19 protein-coding genes are annotated in these 18,412 nt (G+C 66.9%); 3 read left to right on the top strand and 16 right to left on the bottom strand.

All coding sequences use genetic code 11. The features are described from left to right. Positions 1–11: 11 nt before the first annotated feature. From U4Y91_RS31355 to U4Y91_RS31300, 12 genes are all read right to left on the bottom strand, one after another. The gene (locus tag U4Y91_RS31355; protein WP_321808305.1) at positions 12–1,064 is read right to left on the bottom strand and encodes a MucB/RseB C-terminal domain-containing protein; all 1,053 of its coding nucleotides are present in this window, start codon (positions 1,062–1,064) and stop codon (positions 12–14) included. A gap of 5 nt (positions 1,065–1,069) precedes the next feature. Further along, positions 1,070–1,687, bottom strand: a complete 618-nt coding sequence (locus U4Y91_RS31350; RefSeq protein ID WP_321808364.1) for a sigma-E factor negative regulatory protein — start codon at positions 1,685–1,687, stop codon at positions 1,070–1,072. A gap of 88 nt (positions 1,688–1,775) precedes the next feature. After that, a complete protein-coding gene (gene rpoE / locus U4Y91_RS31345) occupies positions 1,776–2,375 on the bottom strand; it encodes an RNA polymerase sigma factor RpoE (protein WP_014897654.1) in 600 nt (199 codons plus the stop codon). Between the two features lie 91 nt (positions 2,376–2,466). Next, on the bottom strand, positions 2,467–2,931 hold the full coding sequence (locus U4Y91_RS31340; RefSeq protein WP_321808304.1) for a hypothetical protein: 465 nt from the start codon (positions 2,929–2,931) through the stop codon (positions 2,467–2,469). Positions 2,932–2,943: 12 nt separating this feature from the next. Further along, entirely contained in the window at positions 2,944–4,176 is a 1,233-nt protein-coding gene (gene fabF, locus U4Y91_RS31335) for a beta-ketoacyl-ACP synthase II (protein WP_321808303.1), read from the bottom strand. 164 nt (positions 4,177–4,340) lie between these two features. Next, the gene (gene acpP / locus U4Y91_RS31330; RefSeq protein ID WP_014897657.1) at positions 4,341–4,580 is read right to left on the bottom strand and encodes an acyl carrier protein; all 240 of its coding nucleotides are present in this window, start codon (positions 4,578–4,580) and stop codon (positions 4,341–4,343) included. Positions 4,581–4,724: 144 nt separating this feature from the next. Further along, a complete protein-coding gene (fabG, locus tag U4Y91_RS31325) occupies positions 4,725–5,474 on the bottom strand; it encodes a 3-oxoacyl-ACP reductase FabG (RefSeq protein WP_044844773.1) in 750 nt (249 codons plus the stop codon). 36 nt (positions 5,475–5,510) lie between these two features. After that, the gene (gene fabD / locus U4Y91_RS31320) at positions 5,511–6,443 is read right to left on the bottom strand and encodes an ACP S-malonyltransferase (RefSeq protein ID WP_166725106.1); all 933 of its coding nucleotides are present in this window, start codon (positions 6,441–6,443) and stop codon (positions 5,511–5,513) included. An 85-nt stretch (positions 6,444–6,528) separates the two neighbouring features. Then, on the bottom strand, positions 6,529–7,518 hold the full coding sequence (locus tag U4Y91_RS31315; RefSeq protein WP_044844775.1) for a beta-ketoacyl-ACP synthase III: 990 nt from the start codon (positions 7,516–7,518) through the stop codon (positions 6,529–6,531). Continuing rightward, a complete protein-coding gene (gene plsX / locus U4Y91_RS31310; RefSeq protein ID WP_044844776.1) occupies positions 7,519–8,625 on the bottom strand; it encodes a phosphate acyltransferase PlsX in 1,107 nt (368 codons plus the stop codon). 129 nt (positions 8,626–8,754) lie between these two features. After that, positions 8,755–8,934 (bottom strand): 50S ribosomal protein L32, encoded by a 180-nt coding sequence (rpmF, locus tag U4Y91_RS31305; RefSeq protein WP_006051932.1) that lies wholly within the window; start codon positions 8,932–8,934, stop codon positions 8,755–8,757. 98 nt (positions 8,935–9,032) lie between these two features. After that, positions 9,033–9,668 carry a DUF177 domain-containing protein gene (locus tag U4Y91_RS31300; protein ID WP_321808302.1) on the bottom strand — a complete coding sequence of 212 codons (636 nt, stop codon included), beginning with the start codon at positions 9,666–9,668 and terminating at the stop codon, positions 9,033–9,035. A gap of 291 nt (positions 9,669–9,959) precedes the next feature. On the opposite strand from U4Y91_RS31300, the gene U4Y91_RS31295 reads away from it, so the two are divergent. Both U4Y91_RS31295 and U4Y91_RS31290 read left to right on the top strand, forming a co-directional pair. Next, positions 9,960–10,592 (top strand): Maf-like protein, encoded by a 633-nt coding sequence (locus U4Y91_RS31295; protein ID WP_321808301.1) that lies wholly within the window; start codon positions 9,960–9,962, stop codon positions 10,590–10,592. Beyond that, positions 10,589–11,311 carry an SAM-dependent methyltransferase gene (locus U4Y91_RS31290; protein ID WP_124487460.1) on the top strand — a complete coding sequence of 241 codons (723 nt, stop codon included), beginning with the start codon at positions 10,589–10,591 and terminating at the stop codon, positions 11,309–11,311. The genes U4Y91_RS31295 and U4Y91_RS31290 overlap by 4 nt, the downstream gene beginning before the upstream one ends. 73 nt (positions 11,312–11,384) lie before the next feature. On the opposite strand, the gene U4Y91_RS31285 is transcribed toward U4Y91_RS31290, so the two are convergent. From U4Y91_RS31285 to U4Y91_RS31270, 4 genes are read right to left on the bottom strand one after another with little or no spacing between them, the layout of a single operon-like run. Then, complete coding sequence (locus U4Y91_RS31285) at positions 11,385–12,377, bottom strand: S49 family peptidase (RefSeq protein WP_321808300.1); 993 nt, start codon at positions 12,375–12,377, stop codon at positions 11,385–11,387. Between the two features lie 12 nt (positions 12,378–12,389). Then, the gene (locus U4Y91_RS31280) at positions 12,390–12,800 is read right to left on the bottom strand and encodes a Rieske (2Fe-2S) protein (RefSeq protein WP_321808299.1); all 411 of its coding nucleotides are present in this window, start codon (positions 12,798–12,800) and stop codon (positions 12,390–12,392) included. Beyond that, positions 12,797–13,456, bottom strand: a complete 660-nt coding sequence (locus U4Y91_RS31275; protein ID WP_044844782.1) for an HAD-IA family hydrolase — start codon at positions 13,454–13,456, stop codon at positions 12,797–12,799. Before U4Y91_RS31275 ends, U4Y91_RS31280 begins: the two co-directional genes overlap by 4 nt. Before the next feature lie 5 nt (positions 13,457–13,461). After that, positions 13,462–14,466, bottom strand: a complete 1,005-nt coding sequence (locus U4Y91_RS31270) for an RluA family pseudouridine synthase (protein WP_321808298.1) — start codon at positions 14,464–14,466, stop codon at positions 13,462–13,464. 721 nt (positions 14,467–15,187) lie between these two features. Between U4Y91_RS31270 and U4Y91_RS31265 the strand changes: the two genes are divergently transcribed. Continuing rightward, a complete protein-coding gene (locus tag U4Y91_RS31265) occupies positions 15,188–18,352 on the top strand; it encodes an Rne/Rng family ribonuclease (protein ID WP_321808297.1) in 3,165 nt (1,054 codons plus the stop codon). The last annotated feature ends 60 nt before the right edge of the window (positions 18,353–18,412 follow it).

Genomic DNA, 18,412 nt, shown 5'->3' with positions numbered 1-18,412 from the left:
AAGCCGTAGCGTTACTTGGAAGCCTTGTATTCTATGGCAGACGCGAACTGCTGCAACGTGGCCGGCGGCACTTCGCCGAGCACGGTGATCCAGTAGTCGCCGCGACGCTTCACGAGCACGTGGGTCGCGCCGGTGCTGCCCGCGCCTTCCTTGCGCGTATTCTTTTCGGCCGGCTCGATGAAGACTGAGATCGTCGCGAGGCCGTCGGTGAAGACGGCCTGGTCGACCGGAATCGGCGGATCGCCGGCGTCGCGCGCGGCCATCGGCCGGCGCACCTCGCGAATCTTCCGGAAGCCGGCGATGGTCGGCGCGATCTGCCAGCCCTGCGCTTCCATGTCGACCGCCGCGACCGGCGGGCGGACCACCGTCCAGCCGCTCAGGTTACGCATGCCGGCCGCGATCGCGGATTTGTCACCGGTCGCGCCGCCCGTCTGCAGCTGCGAAAACGCGACCTGCTCGAGCACGTGATCGCTCGCATCGAGCGTCTGCGAACGCAGCAGCAGCCCGGTGCGGACGTCGGCCCACAGCTTGTAGGTGAAGCGGTACGCATCCTTCGGCACGAGCTCGACCACCTGCGCGTCGATCCCGGCCACCCGGTCCTTGCCGAGCAGCTTCGCGTCGTAGACCGACATCACGTGCTCGCCGCCCGCACCGAGCAGCGCGGGGAACGAATCGCGCGTCTGGCGGCGCTCGACCACGCACAGCTTGCGCTCGGGCACGAACGTGTACAGCTCGTCGTTATGCCGCAGCACCTTGCGCGGCTTGCCGTCGAGCGACTCGATCCGCTCGAACTCGCCGTCGCGGGACGCCACATGCGCGATGCGCGACGACTGGACATACGCGCCGCGCTGGTAGACGAACGTACCCTCGTAGCTCTGCTGCTGCGCCGCCTGCTGGATGCGGTCGAGCCAGTCCGCCGCACCCTTGCGGGTCGCGACGGGATCGTCCGGTTGCTGGGCGCTGGCAGGCAGGGATTGAACGGACAACAGGGCGGCTGCGCAAAGCAGGAGAGCCGGCAGCCGCTTCCATCCGGAGATGGCGTGATTCAACTGCAATGTCCGCATCGGGTTTATTGGCCTGGCGTGGTGGTCACGGCAGCGCGGATCAGCGGCATCGAGCCCGTGACGACGGGCTGCTGCGCGAATTGCTGGTGCGCTTCAAGGTATTGGTCGAGACTTGCGTCGCGGATGATGTTGACGTCCTGCAGGCCCGGCTGCGCCGATGCCTGTGCAACCGTCACGCGCTGCAGGTTGCTGCCTTGCGGCGCGCCTGCCGATGCGACCTGGACGGCGCCCGGCGCACCCGCCGTCTGCATCTGCGGGACGACGATCCACGTCAGCGTGGCTGCCGCGGCGGCCACCGCGAACGCGGGCACGACACGCCGGCGCAGCGACAGCAGCTTGCGCGCGACGGGCGCGGCGGCCGGGGCGAGCAGGTGCGGCTCGCTTTCGAGCGCGGCGGACATGCGCGCGGTGAACGCGACGCTCAGCGCGGGCGACAGCGCGAGCTCGTCCGAGCGCAGCGCATCGCCGATCAGGTGGTAATGGGCCCACGCAGCGCGATCCGCGCGGTCGAGCTCAGCCAGAAACTGCCCGTGATCCGGGCCGTCGAACGGTTCACCGTCGACCAGAGCGGAAAGGCGCTCGCCGCGCGAGCACGCTTGCGACTGCGTATTGACCGACCCCATGATGCTCCCCATCTTGCACACACCCCGTCGTGATTTCACGACTCTATCCGTAACTAGACCCCGACCCGCGTCGTTGCACCCGTCGCGCTTACCAGCGCTTGCCTTCGGGCGTATCGAGCAGCGGACGCAATTTCGCAGCGATTGCCTCGCGCGCCCTGAAGATCCGCGACCGGACCGTCCCGATCGGACAATCCATCATTTCCGCGATCTCTTCGTAGCTCAGGCCCTCGATCTCGCGCAGCGTGATTGCCTGGCGCAGTTCTTCGGGCAGCAGAGCCATTGCAGCGTTGACCGTCTCGGCAATCTGCTTGCTCATCAACATCGACTCAGGCGTGTTGATATCCCTTAGTTGGTCTGCGTCGGAGAAAGTTTCCGCTTCCTCGGCATCGGCCTCGGTGGACGTCGGTGCCCGGCGACCCTGCGTCGCAAGGTAGTTCTTCGCCGTATTGACGGCAATCCGGTACAACCACGTGTAGAACGCCGACTCGCCGCGAAATTGCGGCAGCGCACGATACGCCTTGATGAACGCGTCCTGGGCCACATCCTCGACCTCGGCGGGATCCCGCACGAGGCGCGAGATCAGCCGAATGATCTTGCGGTGGTATTTGGAGACCAGGAGTTCGAACGCCGCCTTGTCGCCTTTCTGTACGCGCTCGACCAGAGCCTGATCGATTTCTTTTTCACTCACCTGACAAATCCGTTAACTAGGGATGCAACGCGGAACGTTATTGTAGCGTTCCGGCGCCGGCCGCTGGTTACGGCTGGTAACCGCGCCGCCGTCACGCCCGCCCCGCCGTGCCCGCGGTACGCGCCAGCACGGACAGCGCGCTGAACGACGCGGCGTCGAGCGCATCGGCCGGGATCAGCAACGGCCGCGCGCGCCGGGCGCCCTGCCCGACCGACAGCACGAGCAGCAGGCTGCTCCAGTGTGCATGGCCCGTCACGCGGCCCCGGGCCAGCAAGCGCCCGGTGCGGCCAAACGCCGCAATCTCCCCGAATGCATCGATCCGCAACTCGGCCGGCAGCCGGCGGGCACAGGCCCGTGCGGCACACACGGCAAGCAGCGCGGCGGTCGCCGCCGACACGCCCGCGCCGGCGGCGGCACCGGCCCGCGGCGCCCAGAACAGGTACGCGGACGCGGCCGCCGCCGCGACGAACGCGGCCAGCACCACATACGACACGGCCGAGGCCCGCAACGCAAAGCGCTGCGGACGCCCGGCCGGAGCATCGAATGGACTCGTCAAGCGATTTCAGCGTCAGACGCGCTTGAACACCAGCGTGCCGTTGGTACCGCCGAAGCCGAAGTTGTTCTTCACGGCCACGTCGATCTTCATGTCACGCGCGGTGTTCGCGCAGTAATCGAGATCGCACTCGGGGTCCTGGTTGAAGATGTTGATGGTCGGCGGCGATACGCTGTTGTGCATCGCCAGCACCGTGAACACCGATTCGAGGCCGCCCGCACCACCCAGCAGGTGGCCCGTCATCGACTTCGTCGAGTTCACGACGAGCTTGTACGCATGCTCGCCGAAGGCCGCCTTCACCGCGTCGGACTCGTTCTTGTCGCCAAGCGGCGTCGACGTGCCGTGCGCGTTCAGGTACTGGACTTCGTCGGCGTTCACGCCGGCGTCGCGCAGTGCCGCGACCATGCAGCGGCGCGGACCGTCCATGTTCGGCGCGGTCATGTGGTACGCGTCGCCCGCCATGCCGAAGCCCGCGACTTCCGCATAGATCCTCGCGCCGCGCGCCTTCGCCGATTCGTACTCTTCAAGCACCATCACGCCCGAGCCCTCGCCCAGCACGAAGCCGTCGCGATCCTTGTCCCACGGACGGGACGCAGTAGCGGGATCGTCATTGCGGGTCGACAGCGCACGCGCGGCCGCGAAGCCGCCGATGCCCAGCGGCGACACCGTCGATTCGGCGCCGCCCGCGACCATCACGTCGGCGTCGCCGGCCTGGATCAGGCGCGCCGCGAGGCCGATGCTGTGCAGACCGGTCGTGCAGGCCGTGACGGCCGCGAGGTTCGGGCCCTTCAGGCCGAACATGATGCTCAGGTGACCCGAGATCATGTTGATGATCGAACCCGGCACGAAGAACGGCGAAATCCGGCGTGGGCCGCGATCGACGTAGGTCTGGTGCGTGTCTTCGATCATCGGCAGGCCGCCGATGCCGGAGCCGACCAGCACGCCGATGCGTTCCGCATTGGCTTCGTTCACTTCGATGCCGCTGTCCCGGATGGCCTGGACGCCGGCTGCGATGCCGTAATGGATGAACGTATCCATGTTGCGGGCTTCCTTCGCCGGGATGTACTCCTCGGCGCTGAAACCCTTCACTTCGCCCGCGAATTGGCAGGCGAGGTTCGACGCATCGAACTTCGTGACGGTGGCGATACCGGACTTGCCGGCGACGAGATTGGCCCAGCCGTCGGCAACATTATTGCCAACAGGCGAAATCAGCCCCAGGCCTGTAACAACAACACGACGGCGGCTCACGGTAACCTCTTTTCCATTATTGGATGACAAAAACAAAAGCCACAGTGGCCACAGGAATCAGCCCTGCGAGCCCTGTGGCTGTTAGTCCGTCCGGCACGAAGCCGGCAGGATGGCGCGTCAATCGCGAAGATCGCGGCGACGTGGCGGACAAGCGCGAAAGGCGCTTACGCCTTGACGTTTGCGCGAGCGTAGTCGATCGCTTGCTGAACGGTCGTGATCTTCTCTGCTTCTTCGTCCGGGATTTCCATGCCGAACTCGTCTTCCAGAGCCATCACCAGTTCGACCGTGTCGAGCGAGTCCGCGCCCAGATCGTTCACGAACGAAGCTTCGGTCTTGATCTCGGCTTCCGCGACGCCCAGTTGCTCAGCGACGATCTTCTTGACACGTTGTTCGATGTTATCCATTACCCCTCCGAGGGAAAGTTCAGATTTACAAGTGCGCGCATTTTATCAGGTTTGCTGACGCCAAAACGCGCGTTGGCTTGATGGTCGATCAAGCACCGATCCGCCTGAAAAACGGGATACGGCGCGGATGGTAAACGAAAACCGTTACGACATGTACATGCCGCCGTTCACGTGCAGCGTCGTGCCGGTGATATAACCGGCCTGCGGCGATGCGAGGAACGCGACGGCATGGGCGATGTCTGCCGGGCTGCCGAGGCGGCCGAGCGGAATCTGGGTCTTGAGCGCGGCCTGCTGTTCTTCCGGCAGCGTCTTCGTCATGTCGGTGTCGATGAAGCCCGGCGCGACGCAGTTCACCGTGATGCCACGGCTGCCGATTTCACGTGCAAGCGCACGCGTCATGCCCGCGACGCCGGCCTTCGCGGCCGCGTAGTTGACCTGGCCCGGGTTGCCGGCCGAGCCGACCACCGACGTGATGTTGATGATGCGGCCGCCGCGGGCCTTCATCATCGGGCGCAGCACCGCGCGCGACAGGCGGAACACCGACTTCAGGTTGGTGTCGATCACCGCGTCCCAGTCCTCGTCCTTCATCCGCATCGCGAGCTGGTCCTGCGTGATCCCCGCGTTGTTGACGAGCACGTGGAGCGCGCCGAACTCCTTCACGGTCGCGTCGATCAGCGCTTCGGCAGCCGCCGCGTCGTTGACGTTCAGCACCGCGCCGCGGCCCGTCACGCCCGCTTCCGCGAACCCGGCGGTAATCGCGGCGGCGCCCGATTCGCTCGTCGCCGTGCCGATCACCGTCGCGCCCAGGCGCGCGAGTTCGAGCGCGATCGCCCGGCCGATGCCGCGCGATGCGCCGGTCACGATCGCAACCTGTTTATCGAGAGTCTTTTCCATGAATCGAATATCCGTCTCTTGAGGAAAGGCGCCGCGTCAGGCGGTCGCCAGCTTCAGTGCTTCGTCGAGCGAAGCCGGATCGAACACCGAGGCGCCGACCAGGTTGCCGTCGATGCGCTTCGTCAGGCCTGCCAACACCTTGCCCGGACCGCATTCGATCACGTGCGTGACGCCCGTGCCCGCGATGTGCTGCACGCATTCGACCCAGCGCACCGGGCCTGCGGCCTGGCGCACCAGCGCGTCCTTGATCGCGGCCGGATCGCTGACCACCGCGACGTCGATGTTGTTGACGACCGGAATCTGCGGCGCCTTCACGTCGACGTTCGCGAGATAGTCGCGCAACTGGTCCGACGCCGGCTTGAGCAGCGACGAATGGAACGGCGCCGATACCGGCAGCGGCAGCGCGCGTTTCGCGCCCTTCGCCTTCGCGATCTCGCAGGCCTTCTCGACGGCCGCCTTCGCGCCCGCGATCACGACCTGCGCCGGCGCGTTGAAGTTCACGGCTTCGACGACGCCCGCTTCCGCGGCTTCGGCGCACACAGCGCGCACCGTGTCGTCATCGAGACCCAGGATCGCCGCCATGCCGCCCTGGCCGACCGGCACGGCCGTCTGCATCGCCTGCGCGCGGAAGCGCACGAGCGGCACCGCGTCCTTGAACGCGATCGCGCCCGCGGCGACGAGCGCCGTGTATTCGCCGAGGCTGTGGCCCGCGACGATCGACGGTGCCGGACCGCCGGCCTGCTGCCACGCGCGATAGCACGCGTAGGCGGCCGTCAGCATCACGGGCTGCGTGTTGGTGGTCAGATTCAGCTCTTCGGCCGGACCTTCGGCGATCAGCTTGCCGAGATCCTGATTGAGTGCATCGGATGCTTCCTGGAGCGTCTCGCGCACGACGGCCAGATCGGCGAATGCGTTGAGCATGCCGACCGACTGCGAGCCCTGCCCCGGAAAAACGAATGCGAATTTCATATCGTCCCCAATTGAATCGATTCGGACGGCGCGCGCGAACGGCGCGCCGGTTCGGGATCCGCGCGCAGCAGTTGCGCGCCGCGGATCAGTAGCGGAAGACGGACGCGCCCCACGTGAAGCCGCCGCCGACGCCTTCGATCAGCACGTGCTGACCGCGCTGGATGCGGCCGTCGCGCACCGCGGCGTCGAGCGCCAGCGGGATCGACGCAGCCGACGTGTTGCCGTGCTGGTCCACCGTCACGACCATGCGCTCCTGCGGCAGGCCGAGCTTGCGGCAGGTGCTGGTCATGATGCGGATGTTGGCCTGGTGCGGAATCAGCCAGTCGACCTGCTCGGGCGCGAGATTCGCCTTGGCGAGCGCCTCGATCGCGACCTTTTCGAGCACGTTGACCGCGAGCTTGAACACGGCCTGCCCATCCATGTACAGGAACGCGCTGCCGTCGATCACACCGCGATTGACGTTGCCCGGCGTGCAGAGGATGTTCGAATAGCTGCCGTCCGCGTGCAGCGCGCTGCCGAGCACGCCCGGCTCTTCCGATGCGGACAGGATCACCGCGCCCGCGCCGTCGCCGAACAGCACGCAGGTCGTGCGGTCCTTGAAATCGAGAATGCGCGAGAACGTCTCCGCGCCGACGATAAGCGCCGTGCGGTGCTGGCCGCTGCGGATGAAGCTGTCGGCCGTCGCCATCGCATAGGCGAAGCCCGAGCACACGGCCTGCACGTCGAATGCCGCGCCACCGTTCTTGATGCCGAGCTTGTTCTGCAGCAGGCAAGCCGTGCTGGGGAACACGAAATCGGGGGTCGAAGTCGCGACGATGATCAGGTCGATCGACTGCGGATCGATATCGGCCGCCTCGATCGCACGGCGCGCCGCCTCGAGCGCGAGATCGCTCGTCGTGACGTCCGGTGCGGCGAAATGGCGCGCATGGATGCCCGTGCGCGCAACGATCCACTCATCGCTCGTCTCGATGCCTTCCTTCGCGAGACGGTCGGCGAGCTGCTGGTTCGTGACGCGGTCGGGCGGCAGGTAGCTGCCCGTGCCGAGCACGCGGGAATAGAGAGTCGATTGGGCCATTTATGCTTTAGAGGATTGCGCAGCGGAAGGTTCGGCGTGATGGCCTGCGGCCGGGCTCGTCGGGCCCGCGCCGCCCGCGTCGTGTTCGCCGTCGCCGAGCGACACCGAATTGTCCGCCATCGCACGCGTGAGGCGCTCCAGCACGCCGTTTTTGACGGCATCATAACCCCGTTTGATCGCCCACTCAAACGCGTAGGCGTCGGCCGAACCGTGGCTTTTGATCACGAGGCTCTTCAGCCCGAGCAGCGCCGCGCCGTTGTACTGGCGGTGGTCGACGCGCTTCTTGAAGCGCATCAACACCGGCAGCGCGAGCAGCGCCATCAGCTTCGACATCAATGAACGGCCGAACTCCTCGCGGATGATGTCCGACAGCATCTGCGCGAGCCCTTCGGACGTCTTCAGCGCGACGTTGCCGACGAAGCCGTCGCAGACGATCACATCGACCGTACCCTTGTAGATGTCGTTGCCTTCGACGTTGCCACGGAAATTCAGCGTGCTGGCGCGCAGCAGTTCGCCGGCGCGCTTGATGGTCTCGTTGCCCTTGATGACCTCTTCGCCGATGTTCAGCAGGCCGATCGTCGGACGCTCCTTGCCTTCGAGCGCGGCGACGAGCGCGTGCCCCATCTCCGCGAACTGCAGCAGGTGCTGCGGCTCGCAGTCGACGTTCGCGCCGAGGTCCAGCATCATCGTGTAGCCGGTCGGGTTCGGCAGCGCGAACGCGATCGCAGGCCGCTCGATGCCGGGCAGCGTCTTGAGTACGTAGCGGGAAACGGCCATCAATGCGCCGGTGTTGCCGGCGGAGATGCAGGCCTGGGCCGCGCCTTCCTTGACGTGGTTGAGCGCGACTCGCATCGAAGAATCCTTCTTCTTGCGCAGCGCCACTTCGACAGGGTCGTCCATCGCCACGACTTCGGTGGCGGGCACGATGGTCAGCGCGGGATCGTCGAGGGCTTTCAGCTTTTTCAGCTGAGCGCGGATCGCGCTTTCGATGCCGACGAGCATCAGGTGCGCATCGGGATGCGCGCGGACGAACTTGACTGCCGCGGGAACGGTCACGGACGGGCCGTGGTCGCCTCCCATGCAATCGATTGTGAGCTTTACGGTCATGGAATGCGACGAATTTCAGGCACAAAAAAGCGGCAGTTGAATGCCGCCCTTTTGTTGCGCCAGGAAAGTGTCAAGCGAACCAGTTGTCACGCGAACGGCGAACGTAGCGCGCAACGCGTGACTTGACGCTTAGTCGTTCTTCGTCTTGACGACTTTCTTGCCGCGATAGTAGCCGTTCGGGCTGACGTGGTGACGCAGGTGCACTTCACCCGTGCTCGGCTCGACTGCCAGCGGCGCTGCCGTCAGGAAATCGTGCGAACGATGCATGCCGCGCTTCGACGGCGACTTCTTGTTTTGCTGGACTGCCATGACTAACTCCTAAATAATTTTCCGGATTCTAACACAGCCCGATCCGGCGCTTAACTACCCTGGCCCAAAGCCCTTACGCCTTCCCGCGCCACAACTGCTTAGTGTTTCTTGTTGCCGTCCCCGTCCTTCTTCAGCGCTTCCAGCGCCGCGAACGGATTCGGCCGTTTGCCTTCGTCCTCGTCTTCGGCGGACTCGTCGCCCGCCTCTTCCGAAGGACCGCTCGCACCCGACACGAGGCTTTCGTGAACTGCCGGGCAAACCTCGTGCTTGGGCACGAGCGGCAACGAAAGCAGCAATTCCTCTTCGATCAAGTCGACGAGATCGAACTGGCGCGAGCCCACGATCACATCGGCTTCATCGTCGTCGAGCGGAAATTCTTCAGCTTCTTCTTCGGTCGCAACGACCCGGTACGTCATGTCGACGTCGAACGTCTGGTCGTACGGGGTCATGCAGCGCTGGCACGTGAGCCACGCATGGCCGTGCACCGCGAGGCGCAGATACGGCTGCTGCCCATCGGCGCCGTCGTCCTGCAATTCCTTCTGGGTGAACCCTTCGGCCTGCCACGTGAAGACCGTGTCGCGATCGGGCGCGTCCGCCGGCACTTCGTTCAGCATGCGCGGCAGTTGCGACAGGCGCACGGCACCCGCTGCCTGCCGCCCGCTGCGGGCGAACTCGAACAGGTCGACCGCGTGCGGATCAAGCGCTGCCGCAGGCTTGCCAGAAGAAGTGTTCATGTTGCGCTCCTGCCTACAGGCTGACTTGCGGGATCCGGCTTGCTGGCGCCACTCATTTGACGCCGCACACGTACGCGATCTACTGGCGCCGCGCACGTACGCGATCTACGCCGCGTACGCCTCGCACGATTACGTACTTTACTTCCGAAGACCCGGCAGGCGCCACCACTGCGGAAAGCCTGCCGACGAAAAGCGGGAAAGCATACCTGTTTTACCTTTTTCGGTCAATCACTTATGCTTGCGCCCTTGCAACACCGCACCACACTTGACGACTCACCGACCCAACCGACCATGCCGGATACCGTTTGCCGCCCACCGCGGCTGATTCTTGCCTCCAGTTCCCGCTATCGCCGCGCGCTCCTCGAGCGCCTCGGCATGCCGTTCGACGTCGTGTCGCCCGACCTCGACGAAACCCCGCTCGCGGGCGAAACGCCGGCCGCCACCGCGCTGCGCCTCGCCGGCGCGAAGGCGCGCGCGGTCGCCGCGACGATCGACGCGCCGGACGGCGTGCTCGTGATCGGGTCGGACCAGGTCGCGACGTTCGACGGCCACCAGGTCGGCAAGCCCGGCACGCACGAGCGCGCGCTCGCGCAGCTCCTGTCGATGCAGGGCCGCGACGTCGAATTCCACAGCGCGCTCAGCCTTTACGACAGCCGCACCGGCGAAACGCAGAGCGAGGACGTCGTCACGCACGTGCGCTTTCGCTCGCTGCCCGAAGCCGAACTCGATGCGTACCTGCGCGCGGAAACGCCGTACGACGTCGCCGGCAGCGCGAAGTCCGAAGGGCTCGGCATCGCGTTGCTTGACGCGATCGACTCCGACGACCCGACGGCGCTCGTCGGCCTGCCTCTGATCGCGCTCACGCGGATGCTGCGCGCCGTCGGTTATCCGCTGTTCGCCGCACCCCAAGGAGACCGCGCATGACCGCCGGCACGCTCTATCTCGTCCCGAATACGCTCGGCGAGGGCGACGCATCGATGCTCGCCGCCGTGCTGCCTGCCGCCGTGCAGGCGCGCGCCGGCACACTCGGCTATTACATCGGCGAAAACGCGAAAACGACCCGCGCGTTCCTGAAGAAGATCGGCACGACGCGGCCGATCCAGGAAATTGAGATCAGCGAACTGAACGTCAATACGCCGGCCGGCGCCATCGACCGGCTGCTCGCGCCCATACTGGCCGGTGCGGACGCCGGCCTCGTGTCGGAAGCCGGCTGCCCGGCCGTCGCCGATCCGGGCGCGCTGCTGGTGCGCCGCGCGCACGAGCGCGGCGTGAAGGTCGTGCCGCTCGTCGGACCGAGTTCGATCCTGCTCGCGCTGATGGCGTCGGGCCTGAACGGCCAGAGCTTCGCGTTCAACGGCTACCTGCCGGTCGACGCGGCCGCGCGTGCGAAGCGCTTGCGCGAACTTGAGCAACTGTCACGCAAGGCGCGCCAGACGCAGATCTTCATCGAAACGCCGTACCGGAACCAGGCGATGCTCGACACGCTCGTCGCGACCTGCGCGCCGTCGACGCAAATCTGCGTCGCGGCCGACCTGACCCTCGAGACCGAGACGATCGCCAGCCGCTCCGTGGCGGACTGGAAAAAGACGCCTGCGCCGAATCTGCAGAAGCGCCCAGCTATCTTCCTGCTGCTCGCGAACTAGAGGCCGGCACCCGCGGCAGCCGCGCGACACGGGGCGCCCTGCCCCGTTCGCCGCGGCGCCGGCCGGCCGCTGCTCAGCGCAGGCTGAACGACGTGCCGCCTGCGGTGAGCGCCTTCATCGCGGCACCGCCGACCGCCGCGCCGAACTTGCGCGCGACGCGGTTCGTCAGGCTTTCCTTCACCGTGTAGTCGACGAGATCCGGCGCCTTCAGCACGTCGCGCGCGACCGTGTCGGTCGTGCCGTAGCCGTCGGCGAGCCCGAGCTCGACGCTCTTTTCGCCGGTCCAGAACAGGCCCGAGAACATGTCGGGCGTTTCGTGCAACCGCTTGCCGCGGCCGTCCCTCACGGCCTTGATGAACTGCGCATGGACCTGGTCGAGCAGCGCCTGCGCGTGGGCATCCATCTTCGGCGTCTCGGGCGAGAACGGGTCGTAGAAGCCCTTGTTTTCGCCCGACGTATGCAGGCGGCGATCGACGCCGAGCTTGCCCATCAGGCCCGTGAAGCCGAACCCGTCCATCAGCACGCCGATCGAGCCGACGATGCTCGCCTTGTCGACGAAGATCTTGTCGGCGGCGGACGCAATGTAATAACCGCCCGATGCGCACATGTCGGTCACGACGACGTACAACGGCTTGTCCGGATACTTCGTGCGCAGCCGGCGGATCTCGTCGTAGACCATCCCGGCCTGCACCGGGCTGCCGCCCGGGCTGTTGATCCGCAGCACGACGCCGGCCGTGCCGCTGTCGTCGAAAGCGGCATCCAGCGCCGTGTTGATGTCGTCGGCGTTCGCGTTGGTGCCCGCCGCGATCTCGCCGTCGATCGTCACGAGCGCCGTGTGGCGCCCGCTCGACGAGAACTTCGAGTCGCTCGAAAAATCGATCAGCGCGAACGCGAGCAGCACGAACACGCCGAGGAACGCGAAGCGGAAGAAGATCTTCCAGCGCCGCGCAGCGCGCTGTTCCTTGACCGCCGCAAGCGCGATCCGCTCGAGCGCCGCTCGCTCCCAGTTCGGTTCGTGGGGGTCGGGACGGGACGAGGAATCAGGAAGGTTCGGTTGGTCGGCCATGCAGTGGTGTCGTCAGTCGGTCGTGGCGGGATGGGGCGGAGCGGCGGGACCCAGGTCGGCATCCGGCACCCAGAATACCGCACGCCCGTCCGGCGTGTCGCGCTCGTCGACCTCGACCGGCCGCAGGCGGCCGCCGCGGCACGGGCCGCCGACGCACTTGCCGGTATCCGGCGCGTAGATCGCGCCGTGCGTCGCGCACATCAGGTACAGGCCCGATGACTCGAAGAACTGCCCTTCGGCCCAGTCGAGCTCCATCGGCACGTGCGCGCAGCGGTTCAGGTAGCCGTAGGCACGGCCTTCGTAGCGCACGAAGAACACGACTGCCTCGTCGCCGCGCAGCGTCGCATCGACGCGCACGCCGGCGCCGCCGTCGGCCAGCGCGTCCGACGCGCACACGCGCACGGCATCCGGCGCCGCGCTCATGCGTGCTCCCGCAACCACGCCGCCAGCGCGCCGACGTCCGGCGCGACGAAGCGCGGTGTCAGCGCGGCCAGCGCGTCGGCCGTGTGCGCGCCGTATGCGACGCCGATGCCGGCCGCCCCTGCACTCGCGGCCATCTGCAGGTCGTGCGTGGTGTCGCCGATCATCACGGTGCGCGCCAGATCCTGCCCCAATTCACGGGTCAGTTCGTGCAGCATCGCCGGGTGCGGCTTCGAGAACGTTTCGTCCGCGCAGCGCGTCGCATCGAACAGGCTCGTGAGCTTCGACTGGTCGAGCACGCGGTTCAGCCCGACCCGGCCCTTGCCGGTCGCGACCGCGAGCAGGTAGCCGGTATCGCGCAATTCCGCGAGCAGTTCGCGCACGCCGGCGAACAGTTCGATGCGCTGATCGTCCAGCAGGTAGTGATAGCGGTAGCGTTCGGCCAGCCGCGGATAGTCGGACGGATCGAGGGTCGGAGCAGTAATCTGCAGTGCATCGCGCAGGCCGAGGCCGATGACGTAGCGGGACGCCTCGTCCGACGGCGTGGGCAGGCCGAGATCGCGGCAGGCGGCCTGGATGCTGTGCGCGATGTGCGCAGTCGAATCCATCAGCGTGCCGTCCCAGTCGAAGACGATCAGATCAAATTGCTGTCGGGCCATGCGAGTCAGGCGGTATCGCGCAGAGCGCGGAGTTGATCGAGGAAGCGCCGGCATTCGTCCGGCAGCGGCGCATCGAACTGCAGCGCCTCGCCGGTCAGCGGGTGCGCGAGCTTCAGCCGGTGCGCATGCAGGAACATCCGTTTGAGCGACGGTTGCGCGTTCGCGCGCGCCAGCGCCTTGTTCAGTGCGAAATCGCCATACTTGGCGTCGCCGGCGATCGGCAGGCCGAGATGCGCGAGGTGCACCCGGATCTGATGGGTCCGACCCGTTTTGAGTTCCGCTTCGACCAGCGCGTAGTCCGGCCAGCGCTCGATCAGGTTGAACACCGTGTGCGACGGCAGGCCATCGTCCTGCACGCGCACGCGCCGCTCCCCTTCCGGGGTCGAATACTTGAACAGCGGCGCCTTCACGGCACGGCGGCGACCCCAGTCGGGCTGCCATTCGCCGTGTCCGCACGCGAAGTAGCGCTTGTCCATCCGGTTCTCGCGGATCTGCTCGTGCAGGCCGACGAGCGCCGTGCGTTTCTTCGCGAGCATCAGGATCCCGGAGGTCTCGCGGTCGAGCCGGTGCACGAGTTCGAGGAATTTCGCGCGCGGGCGCGCCTGGCGCATCTGCTCGATCACGCCGAACGCGACGCCGCTGCCGCCGTGCACGGCGACGCCGGCCGGCTTGTTGATGACGAGCATCGCGTCGTCTTCGTACAGCACCTCGAACTGCGCGGGCGGCACGATCGGCGTGTCGGCGCGCGCGAGGTCGGCGGCCGCCACCCGCACGGGCGGCACGCGGACGAGGTCGCCGAACGCGAGACGGTACTGGGCGTCGACCCGACCCTTGTTCACGCGGACTTCGCCGCTGCGCAGGATCCGGTAAATATGGCTTTTGGGCACGCCTTTACAGACGCGCAACAGGAAGTTGTCGATCCGCTGACCGGCCGAGTTTTCGTCGATCTGGATCATCGATACCTGGCCGCTTGCGACTGAATTCTGGGATATTTTGCCTAACTCATTCATACTGAATATAATTTTGCCCAGCCTGACGTTGAGGGTGGCCTGACAGGCCGGTCCCGACGGAATCGGGCAAGGCGCAAGCGCAAACCGTTATTTTACTTGCGCCGGGGGTCTGCTGCTCGCCCCTAATCAAAGAGATGCAGCAAGTTGCACGCACGGCGCCGCCGTCGGCAAGGATCGCGCCCACAGGCGGATTCGGTCGACCAGGCGCCGCGGTAACGGAAAGTTGGTTGAAAAGAATTTGATCGGCAGCCCGACGGCGCGAGGTGCGTCCGCAGGCTGCCGGTTGCGAAAATTACGGCGTTGCGCCCGATTTGGTCCCGCGAAGCGTGCGGGGCTTGGCGACGTCAAACCAGGGAAGTACACCCCAAGCGGGAAAGTCGGGCTGGATTCGATACTCCCCGCTGCGGCCCAAGCCGCAGCATCTGCCGCCCGTCGGCGCGCGCGACGCATTGCGCGCGCCCGTGGCAATGCCCGGACTCAGGCTTAGCGCGCTTTTGCAGCGTGCGGTGTGTGAACGCCGTGCTTTGAAACCGTATTCGCAGGTGCCCTACGGCCGCCGGCCCCGTCTTTCGGGCCCAAGCGCCTCTTCAGGCAATTCTCCCCGCCATCGTTCCCGCTCCAGCGTGCTTGTGACAACACAACAAGGTGCGGCCTGCCGTCGTTCCCGCCCTCGCGACTGACAACCGCGAGGCGCCGGCAGCGGAGCCGCCTGGAGTCGTTCATGAAACGCATGCTGTTCAATGCGACGCAGCAGGAGGAGTTGCGCGTCGCCATCGTCGATGGGCAGAAGCTCATCGACATCGACATCGAGACAGCCGGGCGCGAACAGCGCAAAGGCAATATCTACAAAGGTGTCATCACGCGCATCGAGCCGTCGCTCGAAGCGTGCTTCGTCAACTACGGCGAAGACCGCCACGGCTTCCTGCCGTTCAAGGAAGTCGCCCGCCAGTACTTCAAGGAAGGCATCGACATGCGCTCCGCGCGCATCCAGGATGCCCTGCGCGAAGGCCAGGAGCTGATCGTCCAGGTCGAGAAGGAAGAGCGCGGCAACAAGGGCGCCGCCCTCACGACCTTCATCTCGCTCGCCGGCCGCTACCTCGTGCTGATGCCGAACAATCCGCGCGGCGGCGGCGTGTCGCGCCGGATCGAAGGCGACGAGCGTCAGGAACTGCGCGAAACCATGGCGCAGCTGCAGATTCCGGACGGCATGAGCATGATCGCCCGCACCGCGGGCATCGGCCGCAGCGCCGAGGAACTGCAGTGGGACCTGAACTACCTGCTGCAGCTGTGGCGCGCGATCGAAGCGGCGTCGCAAAGCGGCAATGCCGGCCAGCCGATGCTGATCTATCTGGAATCGAGCCTCGTGATCCGCGCGATCCGGGACTATTTCCAGCCCGATATCGGCGAAATCCTGATCGACACGACCGAGATCTACGATCAGGCCCGTGCGTTCATGGACATCGTGATGCCGGACAACGTGTCGAAGGTGAAGCGCTACCACGACGACGTGCCGCTCTTCTCCCGCTTCCAGATCGAGCACCAGATCGAGACCGCGTACTCGCGCACGGTGCCGCTGCCGTCGGGCGGCGCGATCGTGATCGACCACACCGAGGCGCTCGTCGCGATCGACGTGAACTCGGCGCGTGCGACCAAGGGCGCGGACATCGAGGAAACGGCAACCCGCACGAACCTCGAAGCGGCCGACGAAGTGGCCCGCCAGCTGCGCCTGCGCGACCTCGGCGGCCTGATCGTGATCGACTTCATCGACATGGAATCGGCGAAGAGCCAGCGCGAAGTCGAGCAACGCCTGAAGGACGCGCTCAAGCACGACCGTGCGCGCGTGCAGATGGGCAAGATCTCCCGCTTCGGCCTGATGGAACTGTCGCGCCAGCGCCTGCGTCCGGCCCTGTCGGAAGGCAGCCACGTGACGTGCCCGCGCTGTAACGGCACCGGCCACATCCGCGATACCGAATCGTCCGCGCTGCAGGTCCTGCGGATCATTCAGGAAGAAGCGATGAAGGAGAACACCGCGGCGATCCACTGCCAGGTGCCGGTCGAGGTGACCGCCTTCCTGCTCAACGAAAAGCGCCAGGAAATCAACAAGATCGAGTCGCGTTTCAAGGTCGGCATCGTGCTGATCCCGAACAAGCACCTCGATACGCCGCACTACAAGCTCGAGCGCCTGCGCCATGACGACGCGCGCCTCGACGATCCGCGCGCGTCCTGGAAGATGGCCGAGGAAGCCGCCCGCGAACTGGAGTCGGAAACCGGCTACAGCAAGCGCGCGGCAGAAGTGAAGCCGAAGCAGGAAGCGGCGGTCAAGGGCATCACGCCCGAGCGTCCGGCGCCGAGCCCGGCACCGCAGCGCCCGGTCGAGCCGGTTGCGGCACCCGCACCGGTCGCCGCGGCGAGCGGCGGCTTCATCGGCTGGCTGAAGGGTCTGTTCGGCATCTCGCCGGCTCCGGCGCCTGCGCCGGTTGCACCGGCACCGGCAAAGGAACAGGCTGCCCGTCCGGCCCGCGAGCGGACCGAGAAGACCGAGCAGCGCGGCGGCGATCGCAACCGCAATCGTCGTGGCGGCGCCCAGCAGGCTCAGGGTGGTCGCGACCAGGCAGCGGCAGGCCGTGGCCAGTCGCAACGCCAGGAACGCGAAGGCAAGGAAGCGCGCGAGCCGCGTGAACCGCGCGAGGGTCGCGAACCGCGTGAAGGCCGCGAGCCGCGCGAAAACCGTGAAGGTCGTGAGGGCCGCGAAGGTCGCGAGGGCCGTGGCCCGCGCGAAGGCCGCGAACCGCGCGAGCCGCGCGAGCCGCGTGAAAGCCGTGAGCCGCGCGAACCGCGCGAGAACCGCGAACCGCGCGAGCACACCGAGCAGCCGGAAGCCGTCGAGGCAGCCGGCCGCGGCGAGCGCCAGGAACGCGGCGAGCGTCGCGAACGGGGTGAACGCCGCAAACCGACGCAGCATGCGGCTACGCTCGAGACCGTCACGCGTGGCGAGAACCACCCGGAAGCGGAAGTCGACCAGATCGCCGCAACTGCCCTGCCGGGTGCCGATGTGGCCGCCGACGCGGAAGCTGGCGCACGTGACGGCGAGGAACGTCGCCGCCGCCGCCGCGGCCGCCGCGGTGGTCGTCGCGAGCGCGAGGACGAAGGCGCAGTCGGCGAGCATGCCGAGCAAGGTGCAGACGGTGAAGCCGCCGCGCAGACCGTGACGGCGGAAGCGCCGAGCGCGATCGAGCCGGCCCGTACGGCCGCACCGGCCGCCGTGGCAGCTGTCGCCGCGGCAGGTGCCGTCGTTGCCGAAGCAGCAGTCGAGCAGCGTGCTGAAGCGGTCGCACCGGCCGCGGTCGAGCCGCAACCGGCACCGGTTCGCGTCGAAGCGACGCCGGTCGCGCCGATCGAGCCGGCCGCAGTTGCCCTGGCAGCCGAATCGGCACCAGTCGCGGCAGCTGCCGCTCCGGAGGCCGGCCCGGCTCCGGTCGCGGTTTCGCCGACCGATGCGTTCGAAGTGCCGGCCGCGCCGGCTGCCATCGAAGCGCCGCAGTCCGCGCCCGTCGAACAAGCCGCACCGGCACCGGTCGTCGCAGCCGAAGTTGCTCCGGCAGCCGTCGAGCCGGCTCACGTCGAAGCCGCACCGGTCGAAACCGCTGTCGCACCGGCAGCGGCACCGGCGCCGGTTCGTCCGGCAGCAGCCCCCGCTTCGGCGAGCCTCGATGTCGTGCTGGAACAAGCCGGTCTCGTGTGGGTGAACACGGACGCCGACAAGTTCCGCGCGGCGCAGGAAGCGGCGTCGAACCTGCCGCGTCCGGCCCGCGTGCCGCGCGAACGCAAGGCGCTGCCGGCGGTCGACTCGACCCCGATGCAGCAGGTCGAAACGTCGCACCATTAAGCGGCGCATCGCCCACCCCGAAAAAGCCCGCCTCCGGCGGGCTTTTTCATTTCCGCGCTG

Origin of the sequence: Burkholderia sp. BCC1993 (assembly GCF_905339865.1) — a bacterium.
Classification (GTDB): Bacteria; Pseudomonadota; Gammaproteobacteria; order Burkholderiales; family Burkholderiaceae; genus Burkholderia.
This window is presented reverse-complemented; position numbering and strand designations above follow the sequence as displayed.

What these genes read in the sequence shown, in the direction of transcription:
- acpP (WP_014897657.1), bottom strand. Translation starts at nt 4,580, where the DNA reads ATGGATAACATCGAACAACGTGTCAAGAAGATCGTCGCTGAGCAACTG.
- U4Y91_RS31285 (WP_321808300.1), bottom strand. Translation starts at nt 12,377, where the DNA reads ATGGCCGACCAACCGAACCTTCCTGATTCCTCGTCCCGTCCCGACCCC.
- U4Y91_RS31350 (WP_321808364.1), bottom strand. Translation starts at nt 1,687, where the DNA reads ATGGGGTCGGTCAATACGCAGTCGCAAGCGTGCTCGCGCGGCGAGCGC.
- U4Y91_RS31300 (WP_321808302.1), bottom strand. Translation starts at nt 9,668, where the DNA reads ATGAACACTTCTTCTGGCAAGCCTGCGGCAGCGCTTGATCCGCACGCG.
- fabG (WP_044844773.1), bottom strand. Translation starts at nt 5,474, where the DNA reads ATGGAAAAGACTCTCGATAAACAGGTTGCGATCGTGACCGGCGCATCG.
- fabD (WP_166725106.1), bottom strand. Translation starts at nt 6,443, where the DNA reads ATGAAATTCGCATTCGTTTTTCCGGGGCAGGGCTCGCAGTCGGTCGGC.
- U4Y91_RS31290 (WP_124487460.1), top strand. Translation starts at nt 10,589, where the DNA reads ATGACCGCCGGCACGCTCTATCTCGTCCCGAATACGCTCGGCGAGGGC.
- U4Y91_RS31275 (WP_044844782.1), bottom strand. Translation starts at nt 13,456, where the DNA reads ATGGCCCGACAGCAATTTGATCTGATCGTCTTCGACTGGGACGGCACG.
- plsX (WP_044844776.1), bottom strand. Translation starts at nt 8,625, where the DNA reads ATGACCGTAAAGCTCACAATCGATTGCATGGGAGGCGACCACGGCCCG.
- U4Y91_RS31280 (WP_321808299.1), bottom strand. Translation starts at nt 12,800, where the DNA reads ATGAGCGCGGCGCCGGATGCCGTGCGCGTGTGCGCGTCGGACGCGCTG.
- U4Y91_RS31355 (WP_321808305.1), bottom strand. Translation starts at nt 1,064, where the DNA reads ATGCGGACATTGCAGTTGAATCACGCCATCTCCGGATGGAAGCGGCTG.
- U4Y91_RS31265 (WP_321808297.1), top strand. Translation starts at nt 15,188, where the DNA reads ATGAAACGCATGCTGTTCAATGCGACGCAGCAGGAGGAGTTGCGCGTC.
- rpmF (WP_006051932.1), bottom strand. Translation starts at nt 8,934, where the DNA reads ATGGCAGTCCAGCAAAACAAGAAGTCGCCGTCGAAGCGCGGCATGCAT.
- U4Y91_RS31295 (WP_321808301.1), top strand. Translation starts at nt 9,960, where the DNA reads ATGCCGGATACCGTTTGCCGCCCACCGCGGCTGATTCTTGCCTCCAGT.
- U4Y91_RS31270 (WP_321808298.1), bottom strand. Translation starts at nt 14,466, where the DNA reads ATGAATGAGTTAGGCAAAATATCCCAGAATTCAGTCGCAAGCGGCCAG.
- U4Y91_RS31315 (WP_044844775.1), bottom strand. Translation starts at nt 7,518, where the DNA reads ATGGCCCAATCGACTCTCTATTCCCGCGTGCTCGGCACGGGCAGCTAC.